We start from the raw sequence: 22,608 nt of genomic DNA on the forward strand, positions 1-22,608 counted from the left end.
CTGCAAAGTTATTCTGTGAGAGACCGTCAAAACATGCACAGAAAGGGATATTACATGGACAAATTGATCATTGTGCATTCTTTCCGGATAGATCCAGACTGTACAATCCCGGACCGGTAAAAAACAAGAGCATGGAACTGCTGAAAAATAAAAGTGCTATTTCACCTCTGTAAGTCGTCACATCACAATGCTGAACTAATATAAAAGCAATCAAAGTGTTTAATGCTATGACAGAAGAAGCTATTTTGGTTTTGAAACCAAACAACAGCAATACTGCACAAAAAACATCAGAAAAGGTTGCAAACAGAAGTCCCGGCAGTTTTCCGATGTGCAGAGGGTCAGCAATTTTCATAAGCATTTCAGAAAAGTGAAACAGTTTTTCGTGTCCGTGATTACTATAAAGAATGAGGCTGATCATAACCCTGAAGAATAATAAACCTCGGTCTCTGTTAAAAAAATTCATCATTTTTTCCATAATTCATTCAGTAAAAACAGAAACTCCCCTACAGTTATTGAAAGTTTCTGTTTATCATTAAGTTTTAATACTCTGCCTGCCCAATTTCAAGCTTATTTATTTTTCCTTCTTTGTTAAAATGGAATTTAAAATACGCTTTAAAATCACCATACTCATCACTGTGAAAAGCTCCATAAACCGAATTCCCATTATCCTCTACTTTATCTATGCTCACAAAATTCTCAATAGTAATGGCATGGGTAGAAAACTCTTTAAAATTTCGGGGATTGCCGTCATCCAAAAGGACAGCATCTTTGGAGAAAAGAGAAATCCATTTTTCTATATCACTCGCCTGAAAGGCTTCAATAGCCTGTTTTACTGGAGTATTCTTTATTTTTGAAGTATCCATATTCTTTATTTTTTTATGTTGATGCCCGCTTTGCTGTCCACATGCATTCAGACTGCAGATCATCACCAGTACAATACTGAATAATTTCATAGTTTTCATTCTTCTGTTTTATTGATTAGCTCCTCCGTTCACCAGTAAATGCTGTCCATTCACAAATGAAGAAAGATCACTTGCAAAAAATTCCGCAATATTGGCGACATCTTCCACTTCTGCCAGCCTTCCCATCGGGCAGCTTTCAATTAGTGATTTTCTCAGCTCAGGATAACTTCCTTCTTCTGCAAAAATTCCTGAATGGTCTACAGCAAAAGGAATAATGGTATTCACCGTTACTCCACGGTGTCCTATCTCTTTTGAAAGTACATCCACAAGATATCTGGGTGTTGTTTTACTTCCACCATATACTGCCATTCCCTGAACGGGAAAAGCTGTAGTAGATGATGCCACATAGATAATCCGTCCGCTGTCCTCTACATTCAGAGCAGCTTGCTGCATAGTGAAATAAGCGCCTTTTGTGTTGATTGAAAACAATCTGTCAAACTGTTCTTCCGTAAATGCCGTTACGGGAGTTTCCACCATTTCAATACCTGCATTGGCAACCACGATGTCTATTTTCCCGAACGCTTTTCTGGCTTCATCAAAAAGATATTTAATCTCAGCCACTTTGCTTACATCTGCCTTTACAGAAATCACATTGCTTCCCATTGCTTTGATCGTGCTTTCCACCTCATCAGCAGAAGCTTTATCCCGTGAATAGTTTAATACGATATCAGCGCCCAAAGCAGCATAACGTTCTGCAATAGCTTTTCCTAAACCTCTTCCTGAGCCTGTAATAATGGCTACTTTATTTTGTAGTGAATTCATTGTTTTTGATTTTTTTAATTTGAATAATGATTGTGTTTAAAATAAATTTTATTGAGCGGATGATCCCGTCACCTGTTTTTCATGGATTATTTCAACGGCTTTGTTATTCAGCCAGGCAAAGAAAAATCCTGCTGTGATGGGTATCAGTAATTTTAATATCGGGAGCGGTTCCAACGGCGGATGAACTCCGAACAAAATAATTAATCCTAAAAACCATGCAGGTATATTATTAAGTTTTTGGGTTTCTGCGAAATACGCTAATGATCCTATGTAAAAAAATACAGACACCGGAAATCCAAATATCCCGATAAATTGTTCTAAAAATCCGGCTGTCAACTGGATCAATACCGCCATTCCCATTCCCAGAATAATCTGTAAGAAGGCCCAAAGAGAGTTTTGCCACTTTTTACCGAAGATGTAGAAACTCACCCAGGCTATGAACATCACCCACGTTGGCCACTGCTGTGAGAAAGAAACAGTAACTGCAATGGCCCCGAAAAGGCCGAATGCAGCTGCGATTGGTAAAGTTTTCATATGATATGATATAAATGATTATTATGCCATAGCACCATTCACCCCAATGGTTTGTCCACTGATCCATTTCGCATCATCTCCAGCAAGGAAAACCACAATTTTAGCAATATCAGAAGGTTCTCCCAAGCGGTTAAACGCATTTAAAGAAGCCAGCCTGTCTATCACTTCCTGTGATTTACCAGTCGTAAAAAGTTCTGTATTGGTAGGTCCCGGAAGAATTGCATTTACATTGATTCCTCTGCTGCCAACTTCTTTTGCAAATACACGGGTCAATTGTTCTACAGCCGCTTTGGTCGCGACATAAGTACCATAAGAAGGCATCATCAGTCTTGTAGTGGTAGAAGAAAAATTAATGATACTTCCATTGTCGGCCAGCCTGGTAGCGGCTTCTCTTAAGGTGTTGAATGTCCCTTTTACATTAATGTCGAACTGGCGTGCAAAGTCCTCATCAGTCGTGTCTTTGATCAGTTTGGTAATCATGATACCGGCATTGTTGACAAGAACATCAAGTTTCCCATAATGGCTGACAGCCTGATCAAACATTTGTTTTACAGCCTCAGGACTGCTTACATCTGCCTGTATGGCAATGGCCTCACCTCCATTCGCTTGTATTAAGGTAACGACATGTTCTGCAGCCTCTTTTCCGCCTGCATAGTTGACGATAATTTTTGCTCCCGCTGAAGCAAGCTGTTGAGCGATTTCAGCTCCGATTCCTCTTGACGCTCCGGTCACCAGGATCACTTTGTTGTTTAATGTACTCATATTTACTTTGTTTTTATCAATGTTAATTTGATAGGACAAAGTTGGTACATTACACCTCCAAAGGACGTACAAGAATTATAGCAGATGTTGCAAATATCTAAGATCGGTTTCCAAAATACTGTTTTCGGTATTCTGCAGGGCTTATTGATGTATGTTTTTTGAAATAATTGCTGAAATGAGGGGTTTCAAGAAAGCCTAAACGGGCGGCAATCTCTTTAACTGTAAGTTTTTCATCCTGCAGCATTACTTTAGCTTCAGTTGTCGCTTTGTCCGCAATCCATGAACTGATTGTTTTTCCTGTTTTACTGCTGATAACACTTGACAGATAATTGACATGCAGAGCCTGCAGATCTGCATAATCCTGAACTCTTAACTGAGCATTTGTCTTTCCGCTGATCAGATCTCTGAAATGCCGTTCTACATTCAGTTTGAAAGTTTTAACAATCTGTGAACTGCGATTCCCTTCATAAATAGGGTCATAATCCTGAAAAAAATATTCTTTGATTTTTAACAGCAATGCAATCACAAGAGCTCCAATAATCTTATTTTTATATAAAGAATGTCCTTTATATTCTTTGTGTATCAATGTATATAACTCTTCTATCTGGCCGAATTGCTCTTGTGTCAAAATACGCGGAGCAATAACTTCTGACAAAAGAAAAGAGAAATCCCTATAGACATCCTCATGTACATATTCTTTCAAAAATCCTTCTCCAAAAGTGATAAGGCAGGTATGTTTCAGCTTTTCCCATTCAAAAATTCTGTAATTTCCGGGGTTGGTAAAGTATACGGTATCTGAGGTTACTTCAAACCGCTGATCATCTATTGTATAATGTCCAAATGCACTTTTTATAAATAAAAAACTGAAATAATTCGGGCGGAAAGGTTCTGATCGAAAGGGTAAATCTTTAAATGTCTCTTCTAAATAATGAATGGTAAAGCCGGATTCCTCTTCCAGATAATCAACTGGAAGATCCAGCTGCTGATAGAGATCGCGGAGTGTCCGGACATTCAGTTTATCGTTGGCCATTACATTAATTTTAGGTAAATTTAAAAATTTAATAGATGCCTTCTACATGAAATATCCTTTGTTGTAAAAAATGTCTTAAAATAAAAAGGAGAAATACAATCTTATTTCAACTGTATTTCTCCTTTACTAATGATTGTAAGCTTTTAAGCTGTTTTATGGATTAATTAAAATCCATACGCTTTCATCCATTTTTGCTTAATCTCTTCAGTGGCCTGATTATATTCATTGTCAACCCCTTTTGAAAGAGGATCAAGCGGAGTACGAAGTGGTCTTTTCCCTTTTTCTGTATTCACCAGCAAAAGAGCTCCATCTGCAATAACCTGTGGATCAGGAGCTGATTCTGTAAAGAGTTTTCCAAATACTCCCTGAATTTTCTGGCTTATCTCTGCAACAGCAGAACCATAGGATTCCTGAATACCTTCACGATCCCCATTCACGTGTGCCTTCTGTATAATTTCCGTCATGAATCCTCCCGGCTCCAGCAATACAGATTCTATTCCCTGTCCTGCAAGCTCTTCATAAGAACCTTCCACCAGGCCTTCCAATGCAAATTTAGTAGCATTATATGCAGACTGTAAAGGCAGTGATATTCTTCCTACCTGGCTGGATATCGTGATAATGAGGCCTTCTTTTGCAGCTCTCATGATCGGAAGTACTTCGTTATTCACTCTTAATGTTCCCCAAACATTTACATCAAACAGTTTCTTGATCTGTGCTATCGAATAGGACTCAAGAACACCTGCTCCATATATTCCGGCGTTATTAATCAGAACATCAATCTTTCCATATTTGGCATATACCCAAGCAACTGCGTCTTTTACAGAGTTTTCATCTGTGATATCCATATCTACAACCTCTGTATTTTCTAATGCATTCAAAGATTTTGCATATACGGCATTACTTCCTTCTGTATTTCGCATCGCAGCAATTACATGATGCCCTTCTTTATTAAATGTTTTTACCATTAATGCACCGAAACCGGTACTTGAACCTGTAATTAAGATTACTTTTTTCATTCTTTTTTGTTCGTCTCTTTTAATTATTGACTCTTTTTTAACTCAAAAGAATACCGGCCGGAATTCCTTTTATCATCATCTTATTTCAACCGGAAAGCTTATTCTGCTTTATGAGGAAATACCTGAAAAATGATGTTGCAATTTAGCACAGATTTACTTTCCTTTGTATAGTACTTTCCCAAAGGAAAGCGAAATAATTTTTAAAAATATGTCTGTAAAAAAAATAAAGTCGAGCTGTCTGGAAACAATAAAGCCTGTACGGGATGCTTTAGACGTTCTGAGTGGCAAATGGAAACTGGCTATCATTGTTTCTGTATCTGTAGGAAATGACCGTTTCACGGATATTCAGGACAGTATACCGGGAATCACTCCGAAAGTTCTGGCTAAAGAATTAAAGGAACTGGAACAGCATCAATTAATCAAAAGAACAATTATTGATGACTATCCTGTTAAAATTATTTATCAACCTCAACCCTATTCTGCTACATTAAATCCTATCATTTTTGCTCTTAAGGACTGGGGAACGAATCATAAAAGAAAGCTTTTCGAAGAAGGATATACAATGGATGATGTGGGAGAAATCCCTCAATGCCTTCCTGATGAATAAACATAATGATTTACAATACTTTACAATACACTTATTAAAAAAAATAAGAAAATTTTTGTTTTTATGACCAATCGGTCATATATTTGCATCATTATTTAGTCTCATCATGGCAAAAGGGGAAGAAACCAGACAGTTCATTATAGAAAAAGCAGCACCTATTTTTAATACAAAAGGAATTGCAGCTACTTCTATGAGTGATATTATGGAGGCAACCAAATTGTCTAAAGGCAGTATGTATGTTCATTTTGAAAATAAGGACGTTCTTGCCTGTGCTGCCGTTGAGCATAATATGAAGCTATTAAGTGACGGACTTCAAAGAGTTTTGAGTGGCCGTAAAACTGCCGAAGAGCAATTATTAGCTTATATTGATTTTTTCAGTGATCCCAATCATCCCCCGGTTGTCGGAGGGTGTCCTCTATTAAATTTTGGAATGGAAGCAGATGACACCAATCCTATAGTCAAAGAAAAAGTAAACCGCGCGATTAAACAGGGACAGGAATTACTTACCGGTATTATCAAAAAAGGAATTGCCAATAAAGAATTCCGAGCAGACTGGAATCCGGCAGATTTTGCAACGGTTTTGTTTGCCATGCTTGAAGGAGGTCATTTGATGTCCAGAATGTCTGGAAACAATGACAGAATGGAGGTTATTGGGAACAGCCTGAAAAAAATGATAGAGGAAAACAGAGTGTAATTTTTTTTATCAAAAATATGACCGATCGGTCATTAGAATAAATATAAAAACTTTATAAAAAAGTATAATCATAACAATTAATAAAAAAACAAAACAATGTCAAAAACAGTTTTAATTACAGGTGCATCAAAAGGTTTCGGAAAAGCATGGGCAGAAGCATTTTTAGCAAAAGGATACAACGTGGCAGCAACAGCCAGAAACGTTGAGACCCTTACTGATTTAAAAGAAAAATATGGGGATTCTGTATTGCCTTTAACCTTAGATGTAGACAAGCGTGAAGAATCTTTATCTGTAGCTCAGAAAGTACATCAGCACTTTGGCAGTATTGATATCCTGATCAATAATGCAGGATATGCACTAACGGGTGCTATTGAAGAAACGAATGAGCAGGAAGCAAGAGCACAGTTTGAAACCAATTTCTTTGGAACTTTATGGCTTACACAGGCAGTACTTCCTATTATGAGAGATCAGAAAAGCGGCCATATCATTCAGGTTTCTTCTATTCTGGGATTAGCAACTTTACCAACGATGGGACTTTACAATGCTTCTAAATTTGCATTGGAAGGGTTAAGTGAAACGTTAGCAACGGAAGTGAAAGAATTCGGAATTCATGTTACTTTGGTAGAACCTAATGGCTATGCTTCCAATATCTGGCATACAGGGATTAATACCCAAAGCAATCCTGTTTATGATGGTCTAAAAAAAGCCTTTTCAGAAGCTGAGACTTCTTTCGGAAGTGTAGAAGCTACTGCACCGGCACTTATCAAACTAACAGAAACTGAAAATCCTCCGTTGCGTTTATTACTTGGAAAAGTAGCTCTTCCTTTTGTAAAACAGAATTATGAACAACGATTAAAAGTCTGGGAAGAATGGAATGAGGTATCCGTAGAAGCTCACGGATAATTATCAAAAGAATACAACCATAAAATAAGCTCCGTCTTTATAGAACGGAGCTTATTTTCTATTTTTTTTAAGAAATTTTTATTTTCTCAATTCACAGATCTCTTTTACCAATTTCGGATACATCTTCTGGAGATCGGTCCCCTCTTTGGGCTCCCTGCTCATCTGGCGGTCCATACTATCATAATGATTATCCGGATACAGTTCATGCACCGCATCTCTTATTTCTGACTCATCATCGTTGTCATAATTTTCGGAATAAGCTTCATCTGAGACATATAAAAGTCCCTCCCCCCAGCAATCACCAATATTAAAGCTGTATTTTCCACTTACAAATGCCTGGATATCTTTTGTAATATCTTCAAAAAATTCCTTCCCTTTCAGGAGCAGCCAGCAGCGGAAATAAATAAATCCATCATCAGAAAGGGAACCATCAAAGACATATGTTCCGTTTTCTGCCCTGAAATCACCTTCAAGGATAAAGGAAAGCTCAGCAATTTCAGCGGTATACAGTTCACTCAATTTTTCCTGAAGCGTCTTTTCAAAAAGAATAAGTCTTTCTTTTCCAAATTTAGCAAGATAAGCTGTTAGATTTTCCAGGTGTTCATCAATATCATATTCACTCCAATGGGCTTTTTTATATTTATTGGATTTTTCAATCGCTTCCCAGAAATAAATATCTGCTTTTTCATTTTCTGAAATTTCTTTTTTCTGAGGGACTTCTTCGTTCTCCTGAATCTCGGTGTATCCTTTTTTCATCTTTTGGCTGATGAGTTTTTCAGATTCGCGAATGCATTCTTTTTCGTCGGCAAATTCTTTAACAGTTTCACGTCCTTTGGTTCCGGTTTTCCCGAATGCTATTTTTTGTGTAGTTCCTGAATATTCAATATTCCAGAATTTATCAGAAAGTTCTTCCTGATTGATGAAATTTCGTTTCATAAAAAGCTTTTATAATGTGACTGGCAGAACAACGAAACTACAAAAAAAAATGAGAAATGAACAGCTTTTCTGAGTATTTCTTTTTCACAGATTTGTCCTTATATACTATCACTTTCCTGTTCATCCTCTTGAATGTCTATTTCGATACGAAATATGACTATTTGAACAAATTACTGGTTTCCCATGCACTTCTCAGAGCATAATTTTGTCTCATCAAAAAAGAAAAACAGATTTAAAATTTAAAACAATAAAGCAATGAAAACAACAATTTCAACCATCCTTTTATCAGCAACTTTTATTCTAAGTACTCCTGCAATCTTTAAAGCACAAGCTAATAATACCCCTACTGCTTCGTCAAAATCTGATACAAGTATCCGTCCTTTTCACATTAATATTCCACAGTCTCAACTGGATGAACTTAAAAGAAGAATTTCAGAAACCCGTTTTCCTGATAAAGAAACAGTAAATGATGCTTCTCAGGGAATTCAGCTTGCTCAGTTACAAGAACTGATCACCTATTGGGGGAATGGTTATGACTGGCGAAAAGTAGAAAATAAGCTGAATGCTCTTCCACAATTTGTAACAAAGATTGACGGGCTTGATATTCAGTTTATTCATGTACGCTCAAAAGAATCTAATGCAATGCCTGTAATCCTTACTCATGGCTGGCCGGGTTCTCCTCTAGAATTTATTGATGCCATAGGTCCTCTGACTGATCCGGTAAAATATGGTGGAAAAGCAAGTGATGCTTTTGATGTGATTATTCCAGCGATTCCTGGATATGGTTTTTCAGAAATCCCTACTGAATTGGGCTGGAATCCAGACCGTGTTGCCCGTGCCTGGGATGTACTGATGAAGAGACTTGGTTACAAAAAATATGTTTCTGAAGGTGGTGACCATGGCTCTGTAGTTTCTGATGCTTTGGCAAAACAAGCTCCTTCCGGTCTTTTGGGTATTCACCTGACCATGCCGGCAACCATTCCTGCTGAACTTGTAAAACCTATCAATGCAGGTGATCCTACTCCTGCCGGGCTTTCTGCTTCTGAGGCACAGGCGTATAATGCAATGAGTACTTTCTTTGGGAGGAATGCAGCGTATGGAGGAATGATGGTAACACGTCCACAAACGACAGGGTATTTACTTTCCGATTCTCCAGGTGCTTTAGCAGCATTCCTTTACGAGAAGATCGCTGAATGGAGTGAAAGTGACCTTCATCCGGAAAATGTAATTGGCCGTGATGCGATCCTGGATGATATTACGCTTTACTGGCTTACCAATACAGGGGCATCTTCTTCGCGTTTCTATTGGGAAAATAATAAAAATAACTTCAGCGCTGATGCACAGAAAACAAAAGATATTAAAGTTCCTGTAGCGATCTCTGTATTTCCTCACGAGATTTATCAGGCTCCGGAAAGCTGGTCAAAACGTGCTTATCCTACATTATATTATTATCATAAAGCGCCAAAAGGAGGACATTTTGCAGCCTGGGAGCAGCCACAGGTCTTTACGGAAGAACTTAGAGCAGCTTTCAAAGATTTAAGAAAAAAACTTTAATAACATATCAAATCAACAATATTGTTCAATCTAAATAATAAAAACATGGAATTAAATACCATTCAGGAAGTAGAAAATACAACAGTAGTAAACATCAGTAAAGTGTTGTATTCCGGTAACGTTGTAGTAACCGGAGGACGCAACGGGGAAGCTAAAAGCAGTGACGGAAAACTGGACATTGAGCTGACGTCTCCCGGTGCCAAAGGAAACGGAACGAACCCGGAACAGTTATTAGCGGCAGGATGGTCGGCGTGTTTTATCGGAGCGATGCATTTGGGGGCTGTTAAAATGGGAGTTACTCTTCCTTCAGACCTGTCTGTCAATACTTCAATAGATCTGGCGGCCAATGATGACGGATTTTTTCTGCAGGCTCATTTACAGATCATTTTACCGGGTCTTCCCGTAGATGAAGCCAGAAAGGTTGTGGAAACGGCACATGCTACATGTCCTTATTCAAAAGCAACCCGTGGAAATATCAATGTGAAGATAGATGTAGTGGTGTAGTTATCAGAATGTTCTTATACCATTCTGATTGAAAATCTTCCTTGCCTTTTGGTAAGGAAGGTTTTGTTTTATTAATGAAAAGGATCATATTCAAACACAAATGAAATACCTAGAAAGAAAATGATCTCTCTAGATATTTCATCCTTAGTCTTTAGAATCAATAGTAATTAAATGCGATTAGGAATTTAATTTTATAATCATTAGTGTGTCTCCAAAGGTCTGATAATTAAGAAAAAAGACAAAATAGATCTTGTAAACATTCTAAGCTTATTCTGTAAAAATAAATCTCAGGTATTGTAGATAAAATACTACCCATCGCTATGTTGACAACCATAAAAAAGAGCATATCCACAATCAGATATACTCTAAAAACTTAGAAAAAAAACAAAATTATAAACAACATTGCTTTAGTGGAAAATGTGTTCTTCTCTTTATATTAAAAATGCACGTTTCCATTTGGTCACCGTATTTCTGCTCAGCTTAAAATGACTGGCCAATTGGGTATTATTTAATCTGTGTGCTTTTTGATAATCGAGGATTTCGAAAATAGCCTGTTTATCATAGGATTTGAATTTCTGGCTTTCGGATAATCCATCAAAAAAAATGATATTATTAATTTTCAATACATCGGATACAGACAGACTGTCTTTGGATAGAAACCCTTGGACAAATTCTTTTTTATCAGGACATTTGGCTGTGATAAAATCATAATAAATCTGTTTATAATTGGGGCCGATATTTATGATCTGTATTTGCTTATCCATTTATTGAGTGTTGATTTTGGAATTCTGTATTGATTCATAATCTCTAAAGTGGTCATCTGCTTATTCTCCAGGAGTTCCAGCATAAAGTCTATAATCTCTTTGGTGTATAAACTTTTTCTGAACTGCGGCAGTTGGGAGCGTTTCTCTTTTTTATTGGGACCGGAAGCCGGAGCATATAAAATCAAATGATTGGAATACAGCCTGAAAAAGTCATATTCCAGCAGCTTACACCATTTTAAAAGTACGTCTGCACCTACAGACTTCTGAGAATACATTTCTGTAATTTCCATTTCTGTTTTCTGCAGAAACTTACAGATTCGGCTTATCTCTACCTCTTCTTCCTTTACTTTTTTATACAGCAGACCTCCGATATGAATATCTTTTAAATTTTCCATCCTATATTAATTTATTTACTGTTCAACACACCGTTATCTCCTTCCGGAAATAAGCTCATCATCTTTCATGGTCAAATTTTTTGTGATATCCCTGAAAAGTAAACTCACCTGATTTTCATTGCAAAAGGTAATATCAATATCCATTCTCAATACTTTTTCCGAAGAACCTGAGAACAGAATAACCAGGTATTTTTTTAAAATACCTTCCTTGATTTCAATATTTAAGATTTTCCTGTGTGGCATTTCAAAACGGGGTTTTTTACATCCTGAAAGCCATTGATAACTTTTTATGGAAAGGATTTCTCCGGAGTTTTCATATTCGAAGATAAATCTGTTTTTTAGTTTCCCATATAGCAATACCAAAAGAGTAATAAAAACAAACAACATGGAAAGTAAATAATAATGAAGATATCTAAGCGTAATAATGGTTACTACAAGTAACACAATCACTACCAGCTGAAAAATCATATGATTAATTACCTTTTTCTTATTGTTTATTTTCATTGAACTCTCAAATTGTGAAGATTGTTATGTTAATATATTTTATAAAAAGTAATCTGAATTCAAATGGCGGAATATTGCTACTCCGCTCATTTTAAAATGTAATTAAAAATCTAATTCTTGTAAAAACTATATCCTGTAGACTGTACTCCCCAGTTCAGCAAGAAAGAAGTATCTGTAATATTAGCACGTGAAGACAGGTTTTCAATTCCGTATAACAATTCTACTTTATACTCAGAATCCGGATCAATACTAATCCCTGTTCCGTCACCTACACTATAATTGGCATATAGAAAATATCTAAAATTGGCATTGGTAGCACCTCCTGTGGCATATGGATTACCTGAGCTGTCCAAATTGGCAGCATCAAAGAAATATGGTGAAATCTGCGATGTCTGCATCACTACGGTTACGGTATTCTGTTCCGTCCAATCATTCACCCCTGGCCCTGTTTTTTTATATAGCCTTGCGTATGCTCTGCTATTGAACAATACAGGAACTTTAATCTTTCCTGTGCCACCTTCAATGGAAGTTTGGGAAAATGCACCTAAATCAGCGTAATTCATCTCAAACCATAATCCCCAGGATACGGTACCTCTTCGTACAGAACTTACTGGAAATTTCAATCCGATCGTAGAGTTGGGAACTACCCAGCAATTACTGGCATCAATCTGAGGAGAACCTCCATTTTGCGCATTATTTCTTATCGAAGTCAAAGCTACATTCCTGGAATCATTTTGTCTGATATTACTATCTAAGTTATATACAATAAAATCATTGGGATTTACGGGCTTGAATATTCCTATATTTCCGTCTGCGTCAGCTACCACAGGAGTTCCTCCAGGAATGATAGGTAATGTACGGGTACGCAACTCTCCATTGATATCTAATGTTTTTGTAGGAGAAGTTGTATTGATTCCTACATTTCCGGTTTGTCCGGACACGGTAATAGATAGTCCAAGCATTACCGCTGCTAAGGATGTAATTTTTCTATTTTTCATAACCTTTGGTTTATTTTTTTTGACATTCATTTGCTTATTGACCACCTGAATTTTAACAGAGGAGATCTGAATCTCCCCTGTGTAAACTACCCTGAAACTTTACTTAAAATACGTGGGAACATATTTAACATTCATTGTTAAATCAGGTAATAAATTGTTGGGACAAAGATCAGATAACCCATACGGATGGTAAAATAATTATTGTAAAAATAGATGGCCATGATTGTAATTATAAATTTAATAGTGTGTAGTTTAAAAATGACATTGTATACTTTTGCTGGCCGTTAATTTTTCCTAACTTTATAATAATAATTCACTATATCTATTAAAAAAACACACATAATTCCCAATCCACAATGATGTCTTATAAAATCCATTTTATTATTCTGCTATTCTGTATACAACTCTGTTATAGCCAGCAGACAGCCTCTGTATGGTATGATACAGACAATGGACTTCCGCAGAATAGTGTAAAGGATATTACCAAAGATAAATATGGATTTATCTGGTTGAGTACAGAGAACGGACTAGTGCGGTATGACGGGTATAATTTTGTAACCTTTACTCATCTTAATCTTAAAAATAACAGGTTCACATTCTTTTTCGGAAATGCTGAAAAAGACTCTATATATAATTTAACGGCTTACAGTGAAAACACTATTTTACTCTCCAAAAGAAATATAAGTGTTTTACAAAAACAGACCAGCTGTATCCGAAAAGTATTGACTGAAAGCAGAGCACATTCCATCTTTGTAAAAAACAGAGTGTTAGAAGAAGTTGAAAATAGAAAATATTTCATTTATTTTGATAAAAACAGTTACTATCATCTTGCTAATGATGGTACGATTCAGTATAAACACCAAAATATGGCTCCTATCAAGGGCTTAGATGAGAACTATATATTGGATACTTTCTGTTTTGGACAAAACATTTTCATCACTTCCAAGACCTTAAAAAAGATCATTAAAATATCCTCCGGGAAAGTAACTTATCTGGATGCTCCAGATGTATTTTTTCAAAAGGATGCCAAAATATACTGGAGTCAGATCAACAATCAATCTTTCATCATTCATGATCATATATTGTATAAAGTTCTTTATGATCACAATGCCATCAGCGTAAAAAAAATGGCAACTTATGATCTGAATAAAAACTCATTATCTTCCATTTACCATGATGAAATCAATAATAAGCTCTATCTGGGAACCTTGTCTGACGGCCTGAATGTCATTAAATTCAATAATTTTCATGTAGTCAACAAATCAGACAAGTCTTATGATAATATTTTTTATTCTCCGCTGCTGTTTGGAACAGATAAAGTAATCACCTCATCAGGAGATGTTTATAACGAAAACGGATTGGTAAAGCAATATCATTTCAATACCACCAGCAGGTATTTTTTATTGTACGATAACAAAAAAAACATCATTGTACAAAAGGACAAATCTCTGCTGCGTTATTTCAGTAACACCGACTATTCTACAAAAGAAGAGCAGGATTTCGGGAAAACAGTATCTTATGCATGGAATGTAAAAGATTATTACGTGGTGGTATTTCATCAGCCCTCGCTAAGATCTCAGCTTGTTTTTTATAAGGATGCCAGCTTCAAAAAGTCCTTTCTGCAATTCTCCATCTCCAATATTGTGACCTCTGTGCAGGAATATGGTCATAATAAATGGCTGGTAGGGACGAGAGATGCCTTATATTCCATAGAAGCACCTTCTTTTACGCCTAAAAAAATATCTTCAAAACCTTTGAATGTAAGAGAAATTGTAAAAACTGAAGATGGTAATTTTTGGATCATGACTCAGGGAAACGGCTTTTTTCTTTACAGAAACAAAGAATTAATAAAAATGCCTGACGATAAGGACGGCTACCTTCTATTTTCGCATACGATTCTGGAAGATAAAAAAGGATTTTTCTGGATCAGTACCAATAACGGGCTATTTCAGGTGCTGAAAAGTAATCTTCTGAACTATTCCAGAGATAGAAAATCCCCAGTGTATTATTACAGATACAGCAAGGAAGACGGATTCAACACGAATGAATTCAACGGTGGGTGTTCTCCCAGTGCTGCAGTGTTGCAGAATGGAAGCTTTGTGCTGCCTTCAATAAAAGGATTGGTATTTTTTGATCCTAAAAAAGTAAGAAGCTATTATCCGAAGAACTTCTTTATGGAACGCGTTGTATTTTATGATTCAAAAAGCAGTATACAAGAGAATACCATCAATCTGGAGAACAATTTTTATAAAGCTTTGATATTGGTAGATGTACCCTATTATGCCAACCGGGTAAACCTTGTGATTGAAGCCAAACTGAAAGGTTCTAATAATGAGAAATGGGAGAAAGTAAGCAGTGACGGAAAATACTATATCACCAATCTTGATCCAGGAAAATATCAGCTTATCGTAAGAGTATTAGCCTCTCCAAAAGGAAAATACATTTACAAAACATTGAATATTGATGTCAAATATCTATTCTATCAAACATTGCTTTTTAAGTTTTTCACCATCTTAATTCTATCACTCATCTTATTAAAACTAATAAAACTAAGAATAAGAAGACAGGAACTGAAAAAAAGAGAACTGGAAAAAATCATTGAGATAAGAACTCAGAAATTATTAAAAGCAGTTTCAAAACTGGAATATACAAAGGAACAGCTCCGAAAAGAAAGTGTTCAGCAAAAAAAATTGCTGGAGACGATAAGCCATGATATTATCACTCCTATCAAATATCTGTCTATTGCGGCAAAGAAATTGTATGAAACAGATGAGCACGATCATTATATACAAAAAAAGCATTTTGAAAGCTTTTATAAATCTTCAATAGAGTTCTACAACTTTGTAAAAACCCTGAAGGAATACGCTGAGATTTACAATATCTCCGAGAAAAAGGAAACTTATAATATTTACGAAGTTATTGAAACCAAAAAGACACTTTTTGAGGGGGCTGCCAGAGAACAAAATACGCAGATTATTAACAATGTTAAAAACCCTACCTACTCCAAAATCAATCAGAATGTAGTAGCGGTTATTATTCATAATTTAATAGACAATGCCATAAAAAATACCACAAATGGAATCATAGAGCTGACTACAATTGAAGATGACAGCATCTTTTTTCTGGAAGTAAGAGATACAGGAAAAGGAATGAGCCAGGAACAGATGAAGTATTATGAAAAGCTTCAGAATAATATTGAAAATGAAAAACTCATTTTACAAAAGTACAGTCTGGGGCTCCATCTTATTCTTCAATTACTCATGATGATCAACGGTAAAATAGACTTTAAAAACAATAACCCATATGGAACAATAGTATCGATTAAAATAAAAAAACAAAAATATGGATAGAAAAATTATTATTGCTGATGATCATTTTGTAGTGAGATTGGGAACCACCCTTATTTTGGAATCCCACTACAAAGATGTGCAGATTTCCTACGCGGAATCTTATACTGATCTGACGGATAAACTACTCGTTGAGAAATTCGACTTATTGATCCTGGATATCAATATGCCGGAGAGCAAGTATCTGAGCATGATAGGTGAAGTAAAAAAAATACAGCCTGACCTGAAGATTTTAGTGTTTTCAGTGTATGACAATGATATTGCAGTACAATATATCATTGAAGGAGCTGACGGATACATTAATAAATTATGTGATGAAAATAATATCCTGGAAGCCGTAGAAAACATCTTTGAAACAGGAACCTATTATTCTCCGGATATTGTAAAAAAACTGGTTTCTTCTGCTAAAAAAGATACTCCTGTCAACCCGATAGAAGCTTTATCCGAAAGAGAAAAGGAAATATTTGATTTATTGATAAAAGGATATGGTAATATTGAGATCTCGAATGAGCTGAACCTGCACCTATCCACAGTAAGCACCTACAAAGCAAGAGTTTACAAAAAACTAAACATCAAAAACACAGTAGATCTTGTACGCTTAGGAGATAAAAACCAAGCACACAAATACAAATAATCACAAGCATTTAATAAAACACTAAGAATGTAATACCCAAACAAAATGCCCAATATCAGATTGATATTGGGCATTCTTTTTTTAATCAGCCAATAATAACTGTATTATTTCATCACTGATTCTCCTTGAAGCAATTTCACGGCTTCTTCATTATTCTGTATCAAAGCATGCTGCAGAGCAGTGTTTCCTCTGTTATCCTTTATACTTTTATCCGCTCCTTTTTCTAAAAGTAATTTCAGAATTTCTGTTCTGCCAAAAACGGTTGCATAGATAAGAGCTGTTGCATCATTATAATTTCTGGCATTTATATCCGCTTTAAAGGAAATGAGTAATGAAACCATTTCTGTATATCCTTTAAATGCAGCACCCATTAATGCTGTATTACCGCTTTGATCCTGCAGATCAGGCTTAGCTCCGTTTTCAAGCAGCCATTGGGCAGTTTTGTAATGATTATGATATACGGCTAAAATTAAGGGAGTATAGCCTTCTGTGTTTTTAGAATCAATATCTTTTTTAAATTTAGACATGGCTTCTACATTGCCTGTCTTTGCATACGAAAAAATGTCTTGCGCGCTCATTCTGCTAATCGCAAAAAAAAGCATGACAACGGAAATAAAATACTTCATTATTCTCATTTTGAAGATAATAAAGATTCCAGTTGCTGGCGGTCCATTTTAACATATTGTGCCAGACGTTTTCCATAATCAGCGTCTGCCTGGTAGAAGTAAGAGATCATTTTAGCTACTACTTTTTTATTGGTAACGCTGTTCAAAGCATCTCCAAGGTTTTTAATCAGGTTATCCTGATCTTTTTTAGAGAAAGACCTGTACAGATCTCCGGCTTGTTTAAAGTTGTTTTCCTTATCTATTTTCGCCTGTACCGATGATGTACCTGCTGGAAAAACAGTCTGAGAGTATTTGAATTTTTTGTTATCGTTCACTTCCGGTTTACCCGCTGAAGGCTGGTAGTTTACTTCTCCGCTTTGGGCTCTCATAGACATATACCCGTTCTGATTATAGGTCATCACTTCATTCTTCGATGCATTCACTGGCAGCTGTTGGAAATTTCCTCCAATCCTGTGTCTCTGAGTATCAAAATAAGAGAACAGTCTTCCCTGTAACAGTTTATCTTCTGACGGCTCAATTCCCGGCACAAGAGTTCCCGGAGAAAAAGCGGCCTGCTCTACCTGCTGAAAATAGTTTGCTGGATTCTGATTAAGAGTCATTGTTCCTGCTTTAACCGATTTTGCAATAGCTTCCGGCCATATTTTGGTCACATCTACCGGGTTAAAATCAAGCTTTTCAAAGTCCTCTTTCTTCAGCATCTGTACATACAAATCCCACTTCGGAAAGTTTTTATTCTGAATAGCATTGTACAAATCTCTTGTAGCATGTTCTATTTGTATAGACTGAATTTTATCAGCTTCTTCCTGGGTAAGATTCTTCTCACCTTGTTGAGGAACCCATTTATATTTTACATACGTTACTTCTCCTTTTGCATTGACCCATTTGAAGACATGTACACCATTCCCCTGCATTTCCCTGTAGCTGGCAGGAATTCCGTAATCTGAAAACAACCAGGTCAGCGTATGCGTAGCTTCCGGAATATTAGCCATAAAATCAAAGACTCTGTTATTGTCAGAAGCGTTATTGGTAACCGGAGATGGTTTAAAAGCGTGAACCATATCAGGAAATTTCATGGCATCCCTGATGAAAAATACCGGTAAATTGTTACCCACTAAGTCGTAATTTCCCTGATCAGTATAAAATTTAACTGCAAATCCTCTTGGATCTCTGAAGGTTTCCGGAGACCCCTGCTGATGTACTACAGTAGAAAACCTTACCAATACAGGTGTTTTCTTTCCAGCCTTTGATAAAAAATCTGCCATAGTAACCTCTGAAAAATCTGCATCTGCAACAAATTCTCCAATAGCTCCGGCTCCTCTCGCATGCACTACTCTTTCGGGAATCCTTTCTCTGTCAAAAGCAGCTAACTTCTCAATCAAATGAATATCTTCCAGTAAAACCGGTCCGTTATTCCCTACCGTTTTAGAATTTTGATTATCTCCTACAGGGCTTCCCGTATTAGTTGTCAGTTGCTGAGAATACAGTGTAGAAGTGATAAGAATCCCCGCTAAAAACACATTTTTTTTCATAATTTCTTATTTATTGTGGGGCAAATATAGACCGTTGATCTCCTGAATCCCTCTCAATAAATTCGATTCAGAAAATCTATACAATCTATCAATATTAAATAAGTCAATAGATGAAATCTACTATATTTTAAAAAATAAGATTTATAGAATGATAAACTTCTCTGCTCTGTGACAATTTAATTTGCTATTCCTGTAGTTTAATATCTACAGTCTTGATCATTTATTAGATTGAAGAATTACATAGTTTTGCAAAAAAACAAATGATAAAAAAAATAATATTAATTATAATTATTCCAGCAGCAGCTATTTTCCTTGGATTAAAATTCATCAAAATAAGTACTGTTGATCCTCCTATAATCAATCACCTTAAAACAAAATTCTCCGGAAATATTGAAGACAGCCCCTTCCAAAAAGAATATCTGAATAAGGACGGAATCATCGTGATCAATGTTTGGGCCACATGGTGTAAACCCTGCCTTCAGGAAATTCCAACTTTCAAAAAAATAATGGAAGAGAACCCAAACATAAAGTTTGCTTTTTTATCTATTGATGAAGATCCTGAAAAATTAAAAACTTTTCTTACTAAAAATACGATAAACGATATTACACTTCAAAATGTAGAATATATAGAGGCAATCAAAACCTATTTGGGAGGAAACGGCCTATTGGGGTACAGTGCCATCCCATTAACTTTTATCATAAAAGATGGAAAGGTAATTGATAAAAATGTAGGGAGTATAGATTATAATGAGTTTACCACTCGATTAAAAACACTCCAATAGAATTCATCATCTCATTTTAAAAACACAACATTCATATTAACTGAACCGCTGGAAAACTGAAGGTTACAGATGTTGAACAGCGGTTATATAAGATAGGCGTTAAGCTTATCTTTTTTTGAGATCCATCTACAATTAAAAAATATCTTATTTTTTTGAGATGCTTTCGGGCAGCAAACATTGAAGCTTTCTGTACATTTTTAAAAAAAACAGAAAAAAATAATTCAAAATAATGAGACTTTGAAACTTTTTTCAATACATTTGCGGCTTGATTATCTCATTAATTTGAGTTTCATGGTTATTAGTTTTTATCCCCAGGAATTACTGGGGATTTTTTATTTAAACCAATACCTGCCCCATCGTCACTTCAAAGGTATTATTAAGGAAAACCAAACCTCTCTATAGCACTCATTTACAATTCTATATAACATAAAAAAATCCATTTCCGGAAAATTCCGGAAATGGACACCACTTTATCATCATCCAAATCACAACTAAACTATGAACAGGGAAGCAATAGTCTGTGCATCGCTGCCACTTAATATTTCATCATAAGCCGCAGAACCAGCCGCAGCTCCAAATAAAGTTCCTGTATTATAACCGGCCTGATTTACATTGTCTTCTCCGGCATACACGGGATTGGTTGCAGAGGGCATGCTTCCTCCGTCAGCAAGCTCAATCCATCCTTTATTGGCTCTCATCCTCCTTACCTGCGAAGCATGTCGTGCTTCTACAGAGTGAATCTGTAATGCGGCCTGAAGTACAACCTTGTTAGACATTACATTTCCGGCCTGTCCTTTATAAGCTCTTACTCCAGTGTCTTCAAAAGCCTGTGCAAGAATAAGAAACTGGTTATAATCTGTAAAAGGCGTAAAATTTCCACTGGCTGTAAAATCAAAAGTCGGTTTACTTCCCGGTGTTGTTCCAAGAGAAGTCAATGTACTTTTCAGAAAACTCACATGGGCTGATTCATGTTTTGAGATCTGCATAAAAACAGTTCTGTCTCCAGTGGGGATCAATCCTGGTGTGGATAGTCCTATACTGTAATATTCATTTTCCAGATATTCCAGGACCAATGCCAGTTGTAAGGCATCCGTCAGGGTGCTTTTTAAAGCAGTACCTGTTAAATTCGTTGTTGTAGTTTCCGCTTTGGCAGAGGTTGCCATCAACGTTCCCAATCCAAGGGGGACAACTGCTGTAGCTGCTTTTTTTCCGAATAATGACATATTCGTAATGGTTTCCAGTCTTGAAGCTTCCGTTGTAAAAAATTTATCATAAGAAAGCTTATCCAGTAATCTAAGAATATTCATAATGTAATTTTTAAAGGTGAATGATTAGTTAATGCCTCTTTCTTTCCAGGTAAAAGGTGTTTTGATAAATGCTCCTGCAGCCATCACAATATCTTTAGGCTCTTTTGCAAGATCAAGTCCGTTCGCATCTATCACATCATCTCCCGAAAAATCAGCAGATCCTGGATTGATCAAATTTCTGATGGCAGAAGCATGTCTGGCCTCCACCGAAACTATTTTGCCGGCAATCACCAGATAAGCAGGATTGGAAATATATTTTCCTGCTCCATTGTACGCTGCCACTCCAGTATCTTCCAAAGCTTTTGCCGTGGCCAATACTGAATTACGATCATTAAAATTCACATTAGGATACTGGAATTCCAGTTTGGGAAGTACATGGTCTGTAGCACCACTAATAGCTACTTTAAAGAAATCCCGGTGAATCACTTCATGATGATAGAGGTCTGTAAAAACTTCTTTTTCAATACTGGAAATTCCCGTATAAAAATTATTCACCACTTTTGTATAAAAATCAGCTTCCAGCTGTTCGAGTGCATAGGCATAGTTTAATATCCCTACATCTCCTGTCCCCAAATCATACTTGGGCTCATCTATGATCTGAAAATCATCATTGTCATCACAGCCTATGAAAGTAAGGCCTGCGATGGCTAATCCTACTCCACTTAATTTTAAAAAGTTTCTTCTGCTTGTATCAAGGGTTACTCCCTGATTAGAAACCTGAATTGGTTTTTTCATAATATTAATTTTTTTAGTGTTAGGATAAATAATAGAAAGAAAAACAGCATACTAACATATGCTGTTTGAAATCTTACAAATTGTTATGGCATTAAAACCGTGTCTATTACATGAATCACTCCATTAGATTGGTTCACATCTGCAATAGTTACTTTGGCACTGTTTCCTTTAGCATCTTTGATATAAAGGTCTTTGCCTTTAGTCCAGAAAGTAAGTTCCTCTCCCTGTACTGTTTTCATCATACTTTTCCCATTTCCTGCTTTTACAGCGGCCCAGATTTCTTTTGCACTGTATTTTCCAGGAAGCACATGATATGTCAATATGCTTGTAAGCATTGCTTTATTTTCAGGCTTTACAAGATTTTCTACTGTTCCTTTCGGAAGTTTTGCAAAGGCAGCATCTGTGGGAGCCAGTACGGTAAAAGGTCCTGCTCCCTGTAATGTTTCTACTAAACCGGCAGCTTTTACTGCTGCTACGAGGGTTTTGTGATCTTTGGAATTGACCGCGTTTTCAATAATATTTTTGGATGGATACATAGGAGCTCCTCCTACCATTACTGTTTTTTCTTTCATCGTTTGTGCCGTTACCTTCCCGCTAAAAGCAAATGATAAAGCGACCATTGCTAAAACTGTGATTTTCGATTGTGTGTTCATTGCGTTATTTTTTAATTAATTATAGTTAATTGTGTGTTTAATGTCATTTACGAGGTTGGTTTTATTTTAG

Annotated in this window: 25 protein-coding genes; 8 read left to right on the top strand and 17 right to left on the bottom strand. The window is 36.2% G+C overall.

Annotated elements, in window-relative coordinates; all coding sequences use genetic code 11:
* Positions 1 to 67: 67 nt before the first annotated feature.
* The 7 genes from AC57AW_RS16170 to AC57AW_RS16200 all read right to left on the bottom strand — a co-directional run bounded on the left by AC57AW_RS16170 (position 68) and on the right by AC57AW_RS16200 (position 5,066).
* Positions 68 to 466: a DoxX family protein gene (locus AC57AW_RS16170; protein ID WP_496352702.1), complete on the bottom strand. Its 399-nt coding sequence runs from the start codon at positions 464 to 466 to the stop codon at positions 68 to 70.
* A 73-nt stretch (positions 467 to 539) separates the two neighbouring features.
* Positions 540 to 962, bottom strand: coding sequence for a nuclear transport factor 2 family protein (locus AC57AW_RS16175; protein ID WP_496352703.1), 423 nt, complete (start codon positions 960 to 962; stop codon positions 540 to 542).
* Between the two features lie 9 nt (positions 963 to 971).
* Complete coding sequence (locus AC57AW_RS16180; protein ID WP_496352704.1) at positions 972 to 1,724, bottom strand: SDR family oxidoreductase; 753 nt, start codon at positions 1,722 to 1,724, stop codon at positions 972 to 974.
* Positions 1,725 to 1,772: 48 nt separating this feature from the next.
* Positions 1,773 to 2,258 carry a DUF1097 domain-containing protein gene (locus tag AC57AW_RS16185; protein WP_496352705.1) on the bottom strand — a complete coding sequence of 162 codons (486 nt, stop codon included), beginning with the start codon at positions 2,256 to 2,258 and terminating at the stop codon, positions 1,773 to 1,775.
* Between the two features lie 21 nt (positions 2,259 to 2,279).
* On the bottom strand, positions 2,280 to 3,020 hold the full coding sequence (locus tag AC57AW_RS16190; protein WP_496352706.1) for an SDR family oxidoreductase: 741 nt from the start codon (positions 3,018 to 3,020) through the stop codon (positions 2,280 to 2,282).
* Between the two features lie 97 nt (positions 3,021 to 3,117).
* Complete coding sequence (locus tag AC57AW_RS16195; RefSeq protein WP_496352707.1) at positions 3,118 to 4,050, bottom strand: helix-turn-helix domain-containing protein; 933 nt, start codon at positions 4,048 to 4,050, stop codon at positions 3,118 to 3,120.
* Between the two features lie 164 nt (positions 4,051 to 4,214).
* Positions 4,215 to 5,066, bottom strand: coding sequence for an SDR family oxidoreductase (locus AC57AW_RS16200; protein ID WP_496352708.1), 852 nt, complete (start codon positions 5,064 to 5,066; stop codon positions 4,215 to 4,217).
* 208 nt (positions 5,067 to 5,274) lie between these two features.
* On the opposite strand from AC57AW_RS16200, the gene AC57AW_RS16205 reads away from it, so the two are divergent.
* The 3 genes from AC57AW_RS16205 to AC57AW_RS16215 all read left to right on the top strand — a co-directional run bounded on the left by AC57AW_RS16205 (position 5,275) and on the right by AC57AW_RS16215 (position 7,270).
* Positions 5,275 to 5,673, top strand: coding sequence for a winged helix-turn-helix transcriptional regulator (locus AC57AW_RS16205; protein ID WP_496352709.1), 399 nt, complete (start codon positions 5,275 to 5,277; stop codon positions 5,671 to 5,673).
* 106 nt (positions 5,674 to 5,779) lie between these two features.
* Positions 5,780 to 6,367, top strand: coding sequence for a TetR/AcrR family transcriptional regulator (locus AC57AW_RS16210; RefSeq protein WP_496352710.1), 588 nt, complete (start codon positions 5,780 to 5,782; stop codon positions 6,365 to 6,367).
* 96 nt (positions 6,368 to 6,463) lie between these two features.
* On the top strand, positions 6,464 to 7,270 hold the full coding sequence (locus AC57AW_RS16215; RefSeq protein ID WP_496352711.1) for an SDR family NAD(P)-dependent oxidoreductase: 807 nt from the start codon (positions 6,464 to 6,466) through the stop codon (positions 7,268 to 7,270).
* 78 nt (positions 7,271 to 7,348) lie between these two features.
* Here AC57AW_RS16215 and AC57AW_RS16220 read toward each other — a convergent pair whose 3' ends face one another.
* Positions 7,349 to 8,206, bottom strand: coding sequence for a DUF4240 domain-containing protein (locus AC57AW_RS16220; protein WP_496352712.1), 858 nt, complete (start codon positions 8,204 to 8,206; stop codon positions 7,349 to 7,351).
* Between the two features lie 255 nt (positions 8,207 to 8,461).
* Between AC57AW_RS16220 and AC57AW_RS16225 the strand changes: the two genes are divergently transcribed.
* Together AC57AW_RS16225 and AC57AW_RS16230 are read left to right on the top strand one after the other, a co-directional pair.
* Positions 8,462 to 9,760 carry an epoxide hydrolase family protein gene (locus AC57AW_RS16225; RefSeq protein ID WP_496352713.1) on the top strand — a complete coding sequence of 433 codons (1,299 nt, stop codon included), beginning with the start codon at positions 8,462 to 8,464 and terminating at the stop codon, positions 9,758 to 9,760.
* Between the two features lie 45 nt (positions 9,761 to 9,805).
* A complete protein-coding gene (locus tag AC57AW_RS16230) occupies positions 9,806 to 10,264 on the top strand; it encodes an organic hydroperoxide resistance protein (RefSeq protein WP_318845369.1) in 459 nt (152 codons plus the stop codon).
* 431 nt (positions 10,265 to 10,695) lie between these two features.
* Here AC57AW_RS16230 and AC57AW_RS16235 read toward each other — a convergent pair whose 3' ends face one another.
* From AC57AW_RS16235 to AC57AW_RS16250, 4 genes are all read right to left on the bottom strand, one after another.
* Positions 10,696 to 11,028: a helix-turn-helix domain-containing protein gene (locus AC57AW_RS16235; protein ID WP_496352714.1), complete on the bottom strand. Its 333-nt coding sequence runs from the start codon at positions 11,026 to 11,028 to the stop codon at positions 10,696 to 10,698.
* Entirely contained in the window at positions 11,004 to 11,423 is a 420-nt protein-coding gene (locus tag AC57AW_RS16240) for a transposase (RefSeq protein WP_496352715.1), read from the bottom strand. The genes AC57AW_RS16235 and AC57AW_RS16240 overlap by 25 nt, the downstream gene beginning before the upstream one ends.
* A gap of 33 nt (positions 11,424 to 11,456) precedes the next feature.
* Positions 11,457 to 11,927 carry a hypothetical protein gene (locus AC57AW_RS16245; protein WP_496352716.1) on the bottom strand — a complete coding sequence of 157 codons (471 nt, stop codon included), beginning with the start codon at positions 11,925 to 11,927 and terminating at the stop codon, positions 11,457 to 11,459.
* Between the two features lie 110 nt (positions 11,928 to 12,037).
* On the bottom strand, positions 12,038 to 12,925 hold the full coding sequence (locus AC57AW_RS16250; RefSeq protein ID WP_318845365.1) for a hypothetical protein: 888 nt from the start codon (positions 12,923 to 12,925) through the stop codon (positions 12,038 to 12,040).
* 359 nt (positions 12,926 to 13,284) lie between these two features.
* On the opposite strand from AC57AW_RS16250, the gene AC57AW_RS16255 reads away from it, so the two are divergent.
* Both AC57AW_RS16255 and AC57AW_RS16260 read left to right on the top strand, forming a co-directional pair.
* A complete protein-coding gene (locus AC57AW_RS16255) occupies positions 13,285 to 16,275 on the top strand; it encodes a ligand-binding sensor domain-containing protein (protein WP_496352717.1) in 2,991 nt (996 codons plus the stop codon).
* Positions 16,268 to 16,906, top strand: a complete 639-nt coding sequence (locus AC57AW_RS16260; RefSeq protein WP_318845363.1) for a response regulator — start codon at positions 16,268 to 16,270, stop codon at positions 16,904 to 16,906. Before AC57AW_RS16255 ends, AC57AW_RS16260 begins: the two co-directional genes overlap by 8 nt.
* Positions 16,907 to 17,010: 104 nt before the next feature.
* Here AC57AW_RS16260 and AC57AW_RS16265 read toward each other — a convergent pair whose 3' ends face one another.
* Complete coding sequence (locus AC57AW_RS16265; RefSeq protein ID WP_496352718.1) at positions 17,011 to 17,532, bottom strand: ankyrin repeat domain-containing protein; 522 nt, start codon at positions 17,530 to 17,532, stop codon at positions 17,011 to 17,013.
* A gap of 5 nt (positions 17,533 to 17,537) precedes the next feature.
* Positions 17,538 to 19,061: a catalase gene (locus tag AC57AW_RS16270; RefSeq protein WP_496352719.1), complete on the bottom strand. Its 1,524-nt coding sequence runs from the start codon at positions 19,059 to 19,061 to the stop codon at positions 17,538 to 17,540.
* 260 nt (positions 19,062 to 19,321) lie between these two features.
* Between AC57AW_RS16270 and AC57AW_RS16275 the strand changes: the two genes are divergently transcribed.
* Positions 19,322 to 19,843, top strand: coding sequence for a TlpA family protein disulfide reductase (locus AC57AW_RS16275; RefSeq protein ID WP_496352720.1), 522 nt, complete (start codon positions 19,322 to 19,324; stop codon positions 19,841 to 19,843).
* A 491-nt stretch (positions 19,844 to 20,334) separates the two neighbouring features.
* Here AC57AW_RS16275 and AC57AW_RS16280 read toward each other — a convergent pair whose 3' ends face one another.
* The 3 genes from AC57AW_RS16280 to AC57AW_RS16290 all read right to left on the bottom strand — a co-directional run bounded on the left by AC57AW_RS16280 (position 20,335) and on the right by AC57AW_RS16290 (position 22,538).
* Positions 20,335 to 21,150, bottom strand: coding sequence for a ferritin-like domain-containing protein (locus AC57AW_RS16280; RefSeq protein WP_496352721.1), 816 nt, complete (start codon positions 21,148 to 21,150; stop codon positions 20,335 to 20,337).
* A 24-nt stretch (positions 21,151 to 21,174) separates the two neighbouring features.
* Positions 21,175 to 21,885 (bottom strand): ferritin-like domain-containing protein, encoded by a 711-nt coding sequence (locus AC57AW_RS16285; protein ID WP_318845359.1) that lies wholly within the window; start codon positions 21,883 to 21,885, stop codon positions 21,175 to 21,177.
* Between the two features lie 83 nt (positions 21,886 to 21,968).
* A complete protein-coding gene (locus AC57AW_RS16290; RefSeq protein WP_496352722.1) occupies positions 21,969 to 22,538 on the bottom strand; it encodes a fasciclin domain-containing protein in 570 nt (189 codons plus the stop codon).
* Positions 22,539 to 22,608: the final 70 nt, after the last annotated feature.

The organism is Chryseobacterium sp. BGA-UO-ETr-SB22, from assembly GCF_059567885.1.

Excerpts from the sequence above, each read along its gene's own strand:
- AC57AW_RS16170 (WP_496352702.1), bottom strand. The coding sequence starts at position 466 with ATGATGAATTTTTTTAACAGAGACCGAGGTTTATTATTCTTCAGGGTT.
- AC57AW_RS16210 (WP_496352710.1), top strand. The coding sequence starts at position 5,780 with ATGGCAAAAGGGGAAGAAACCAGACAGTTCATTATAGAAAAAGCAGCA.
- AC57AW_RS16180 (WP_496352704.1), bottom strand. The coding sequence starts at position 1,724 with ATGAATTCACTACAAAATAAAGTAGCCATTATTACAGGCTCAGGAAGA.
- AC57AW_RS16255 (WP_496352717.1), top strand. The coding sequence starts at position 13,285 with ATGTCTTATAAAATCCATTTTATTATTCTGCTATTCTGTATACAACTC.
- AC57AW_RS16215 (WP_496352711.1), top strand. The coding sequence starts at position 6,464 with ATGTCAAAAACAGTTTTAATTACAGGTGCATCAAAAGGTTTCGGAAAA.
- AC57AW_RS16195 (WP_496352707.1), bottom strand. The coding sequence starts at position 4,050 with ATGGCCAACGATAAACTGAATGTCCGGACACTCCGCGATCTCTATCAG.
- AC57AW_RS16235 (WP_496352714.1), bottom strand. The coding sequence starts at position 11,028 with ATGGATAAGCAAATACAGATCATAAATATCGGCCCCAATTATAAACAG.
- AC57AW_RS16240 (WP_496352715.1), bottom strand. The coding sequence starts at position 11,423 with ATGGAAAATTTAAAAGATATTCATATCGGAGGTCTGCTGTATAAAAAA.
- AC57AW_RS16260 (WP_318845363.1), top strand. The coding sequence starts at position 16,268 with ATGGATAGAAAAATTATTATTGCTGATGATCATTTTGTAGTGAGATTG.
- AC57AW_RS16205 (WP_496352709.1), top strand. The coding sequence starts at position 5,275 with ATGTCTGTAAAAAAAATAAAGTCGAGCTGTCTGGAAACAATAAAGCCT.
- AC57AW_RS16175 (WP_496352703.1), bottom strand. The coding sequence starts at position 962 with ATGAAAACTATGAAATTATTCAGTATTGTACTGGTGATGATCTGCAGT.
- AC57AW_RS16290 (WP_496352722.1), bottom strand. The coding sequence starts at position 22,538 with ATGAACACACAATCGAAAATCACAGTTTTAGCAATGGTCGCTTTATCA.
- AC57AW_RS16250 (WP_318845365.1), bottom strand. The coding sequence starts at position 12,925 with ATGAAAAATAGAAAAATTACATCCTTAGCAGCGGTAATGCTTGGACTA.
- AC57AW_RS16200 (WP_496352708.1), bottom strand. The coding sequence starts at position 5,066 with ATGAAAAAAGTAATCTTAATTACAGGTTCAAGTACCGGTTTCGGTGCA.
- AC57AW_RS16270 (WP_496352719.1), bottom strand. The coding sequence starts at position 19,061 with ATGAAAAAAAATGTGTTTTTAGCGGGGATTCTTATCACTTCTACACTG.
- AC57AW_RS16190 (WP_496352706.1), bottom strand. The coding sequence starts at position 3,020 with ATGAGTACATTAAACAACAAAGTGATCCTGGTGACCGGAGCGTCAAGA.
- AC57AW_RS16185 (WP_496352705.1), bottom strand. The coding sequence starts at position 2,258 with ATGAAAACTTTACCAATCGCAGCTGCATTCGGCCTTTTCGGGGCCATT.
- AC57AW_RS16220 (WP_496352712.1), bottom strand. The coding sequence starts at position 8,206 with ATGAAACGAAATTTCATCAATCAGGAAGAACTTTCTGATAAATTCTGG.
- AC57AW_RS16245 (WP_496352716.1), bottom strand. The coding sequence starts at position 11,927 with ATGAAAATAAACAATAAGAAAAAGGTAATTAATCATATGATTTTTCAG.
- AC57AW_RS16285 (WP_318845359.1), bottom strand. The coding sequence starts at position 21,885 with ATGAAAAAACCAATTCAGGTTTCTAATCAGGGAGTAACCCTTGATACA.
- AC57AW_RS16275 (WP_496352720.1), top strand. The coding sequence starts at position 19,322 with ATGATAAAAAAAATAATATTAATTATAATTATTCCAGCAGCAGCTATT.
- AC57AW_RS16280 (WP_496352721.1), bottom strand. The coding sequence starts at position 21,150 with ATGAATATTCTTAGATTACTGGATAAGCTTTCTTATGATAAATTTTTT.
- AC57AW_RS16230 (WP_318845369.1), top strand. The coding sequence starts at position 9,806 with ATGGAATTAAATACCATTCAGGAAGTAGAAAATACAACAGTAGTAAAC.
- AC57AW_RS16225 (WP_496352713.1), top strand. The coding sequence starts at position 8,462 with ATGAAAACAACAATTTCAACCATCCTTTTATCAGCAACTTTTATTCTA.
- AC57AW_RS16265 (WP_496352718.1), bottom strand. The coding sequence starts at position 17,532 with ATGAAGTATTTTATTTCCGTTGTCATGCTTTTTTTTGCGATTAGCAGA.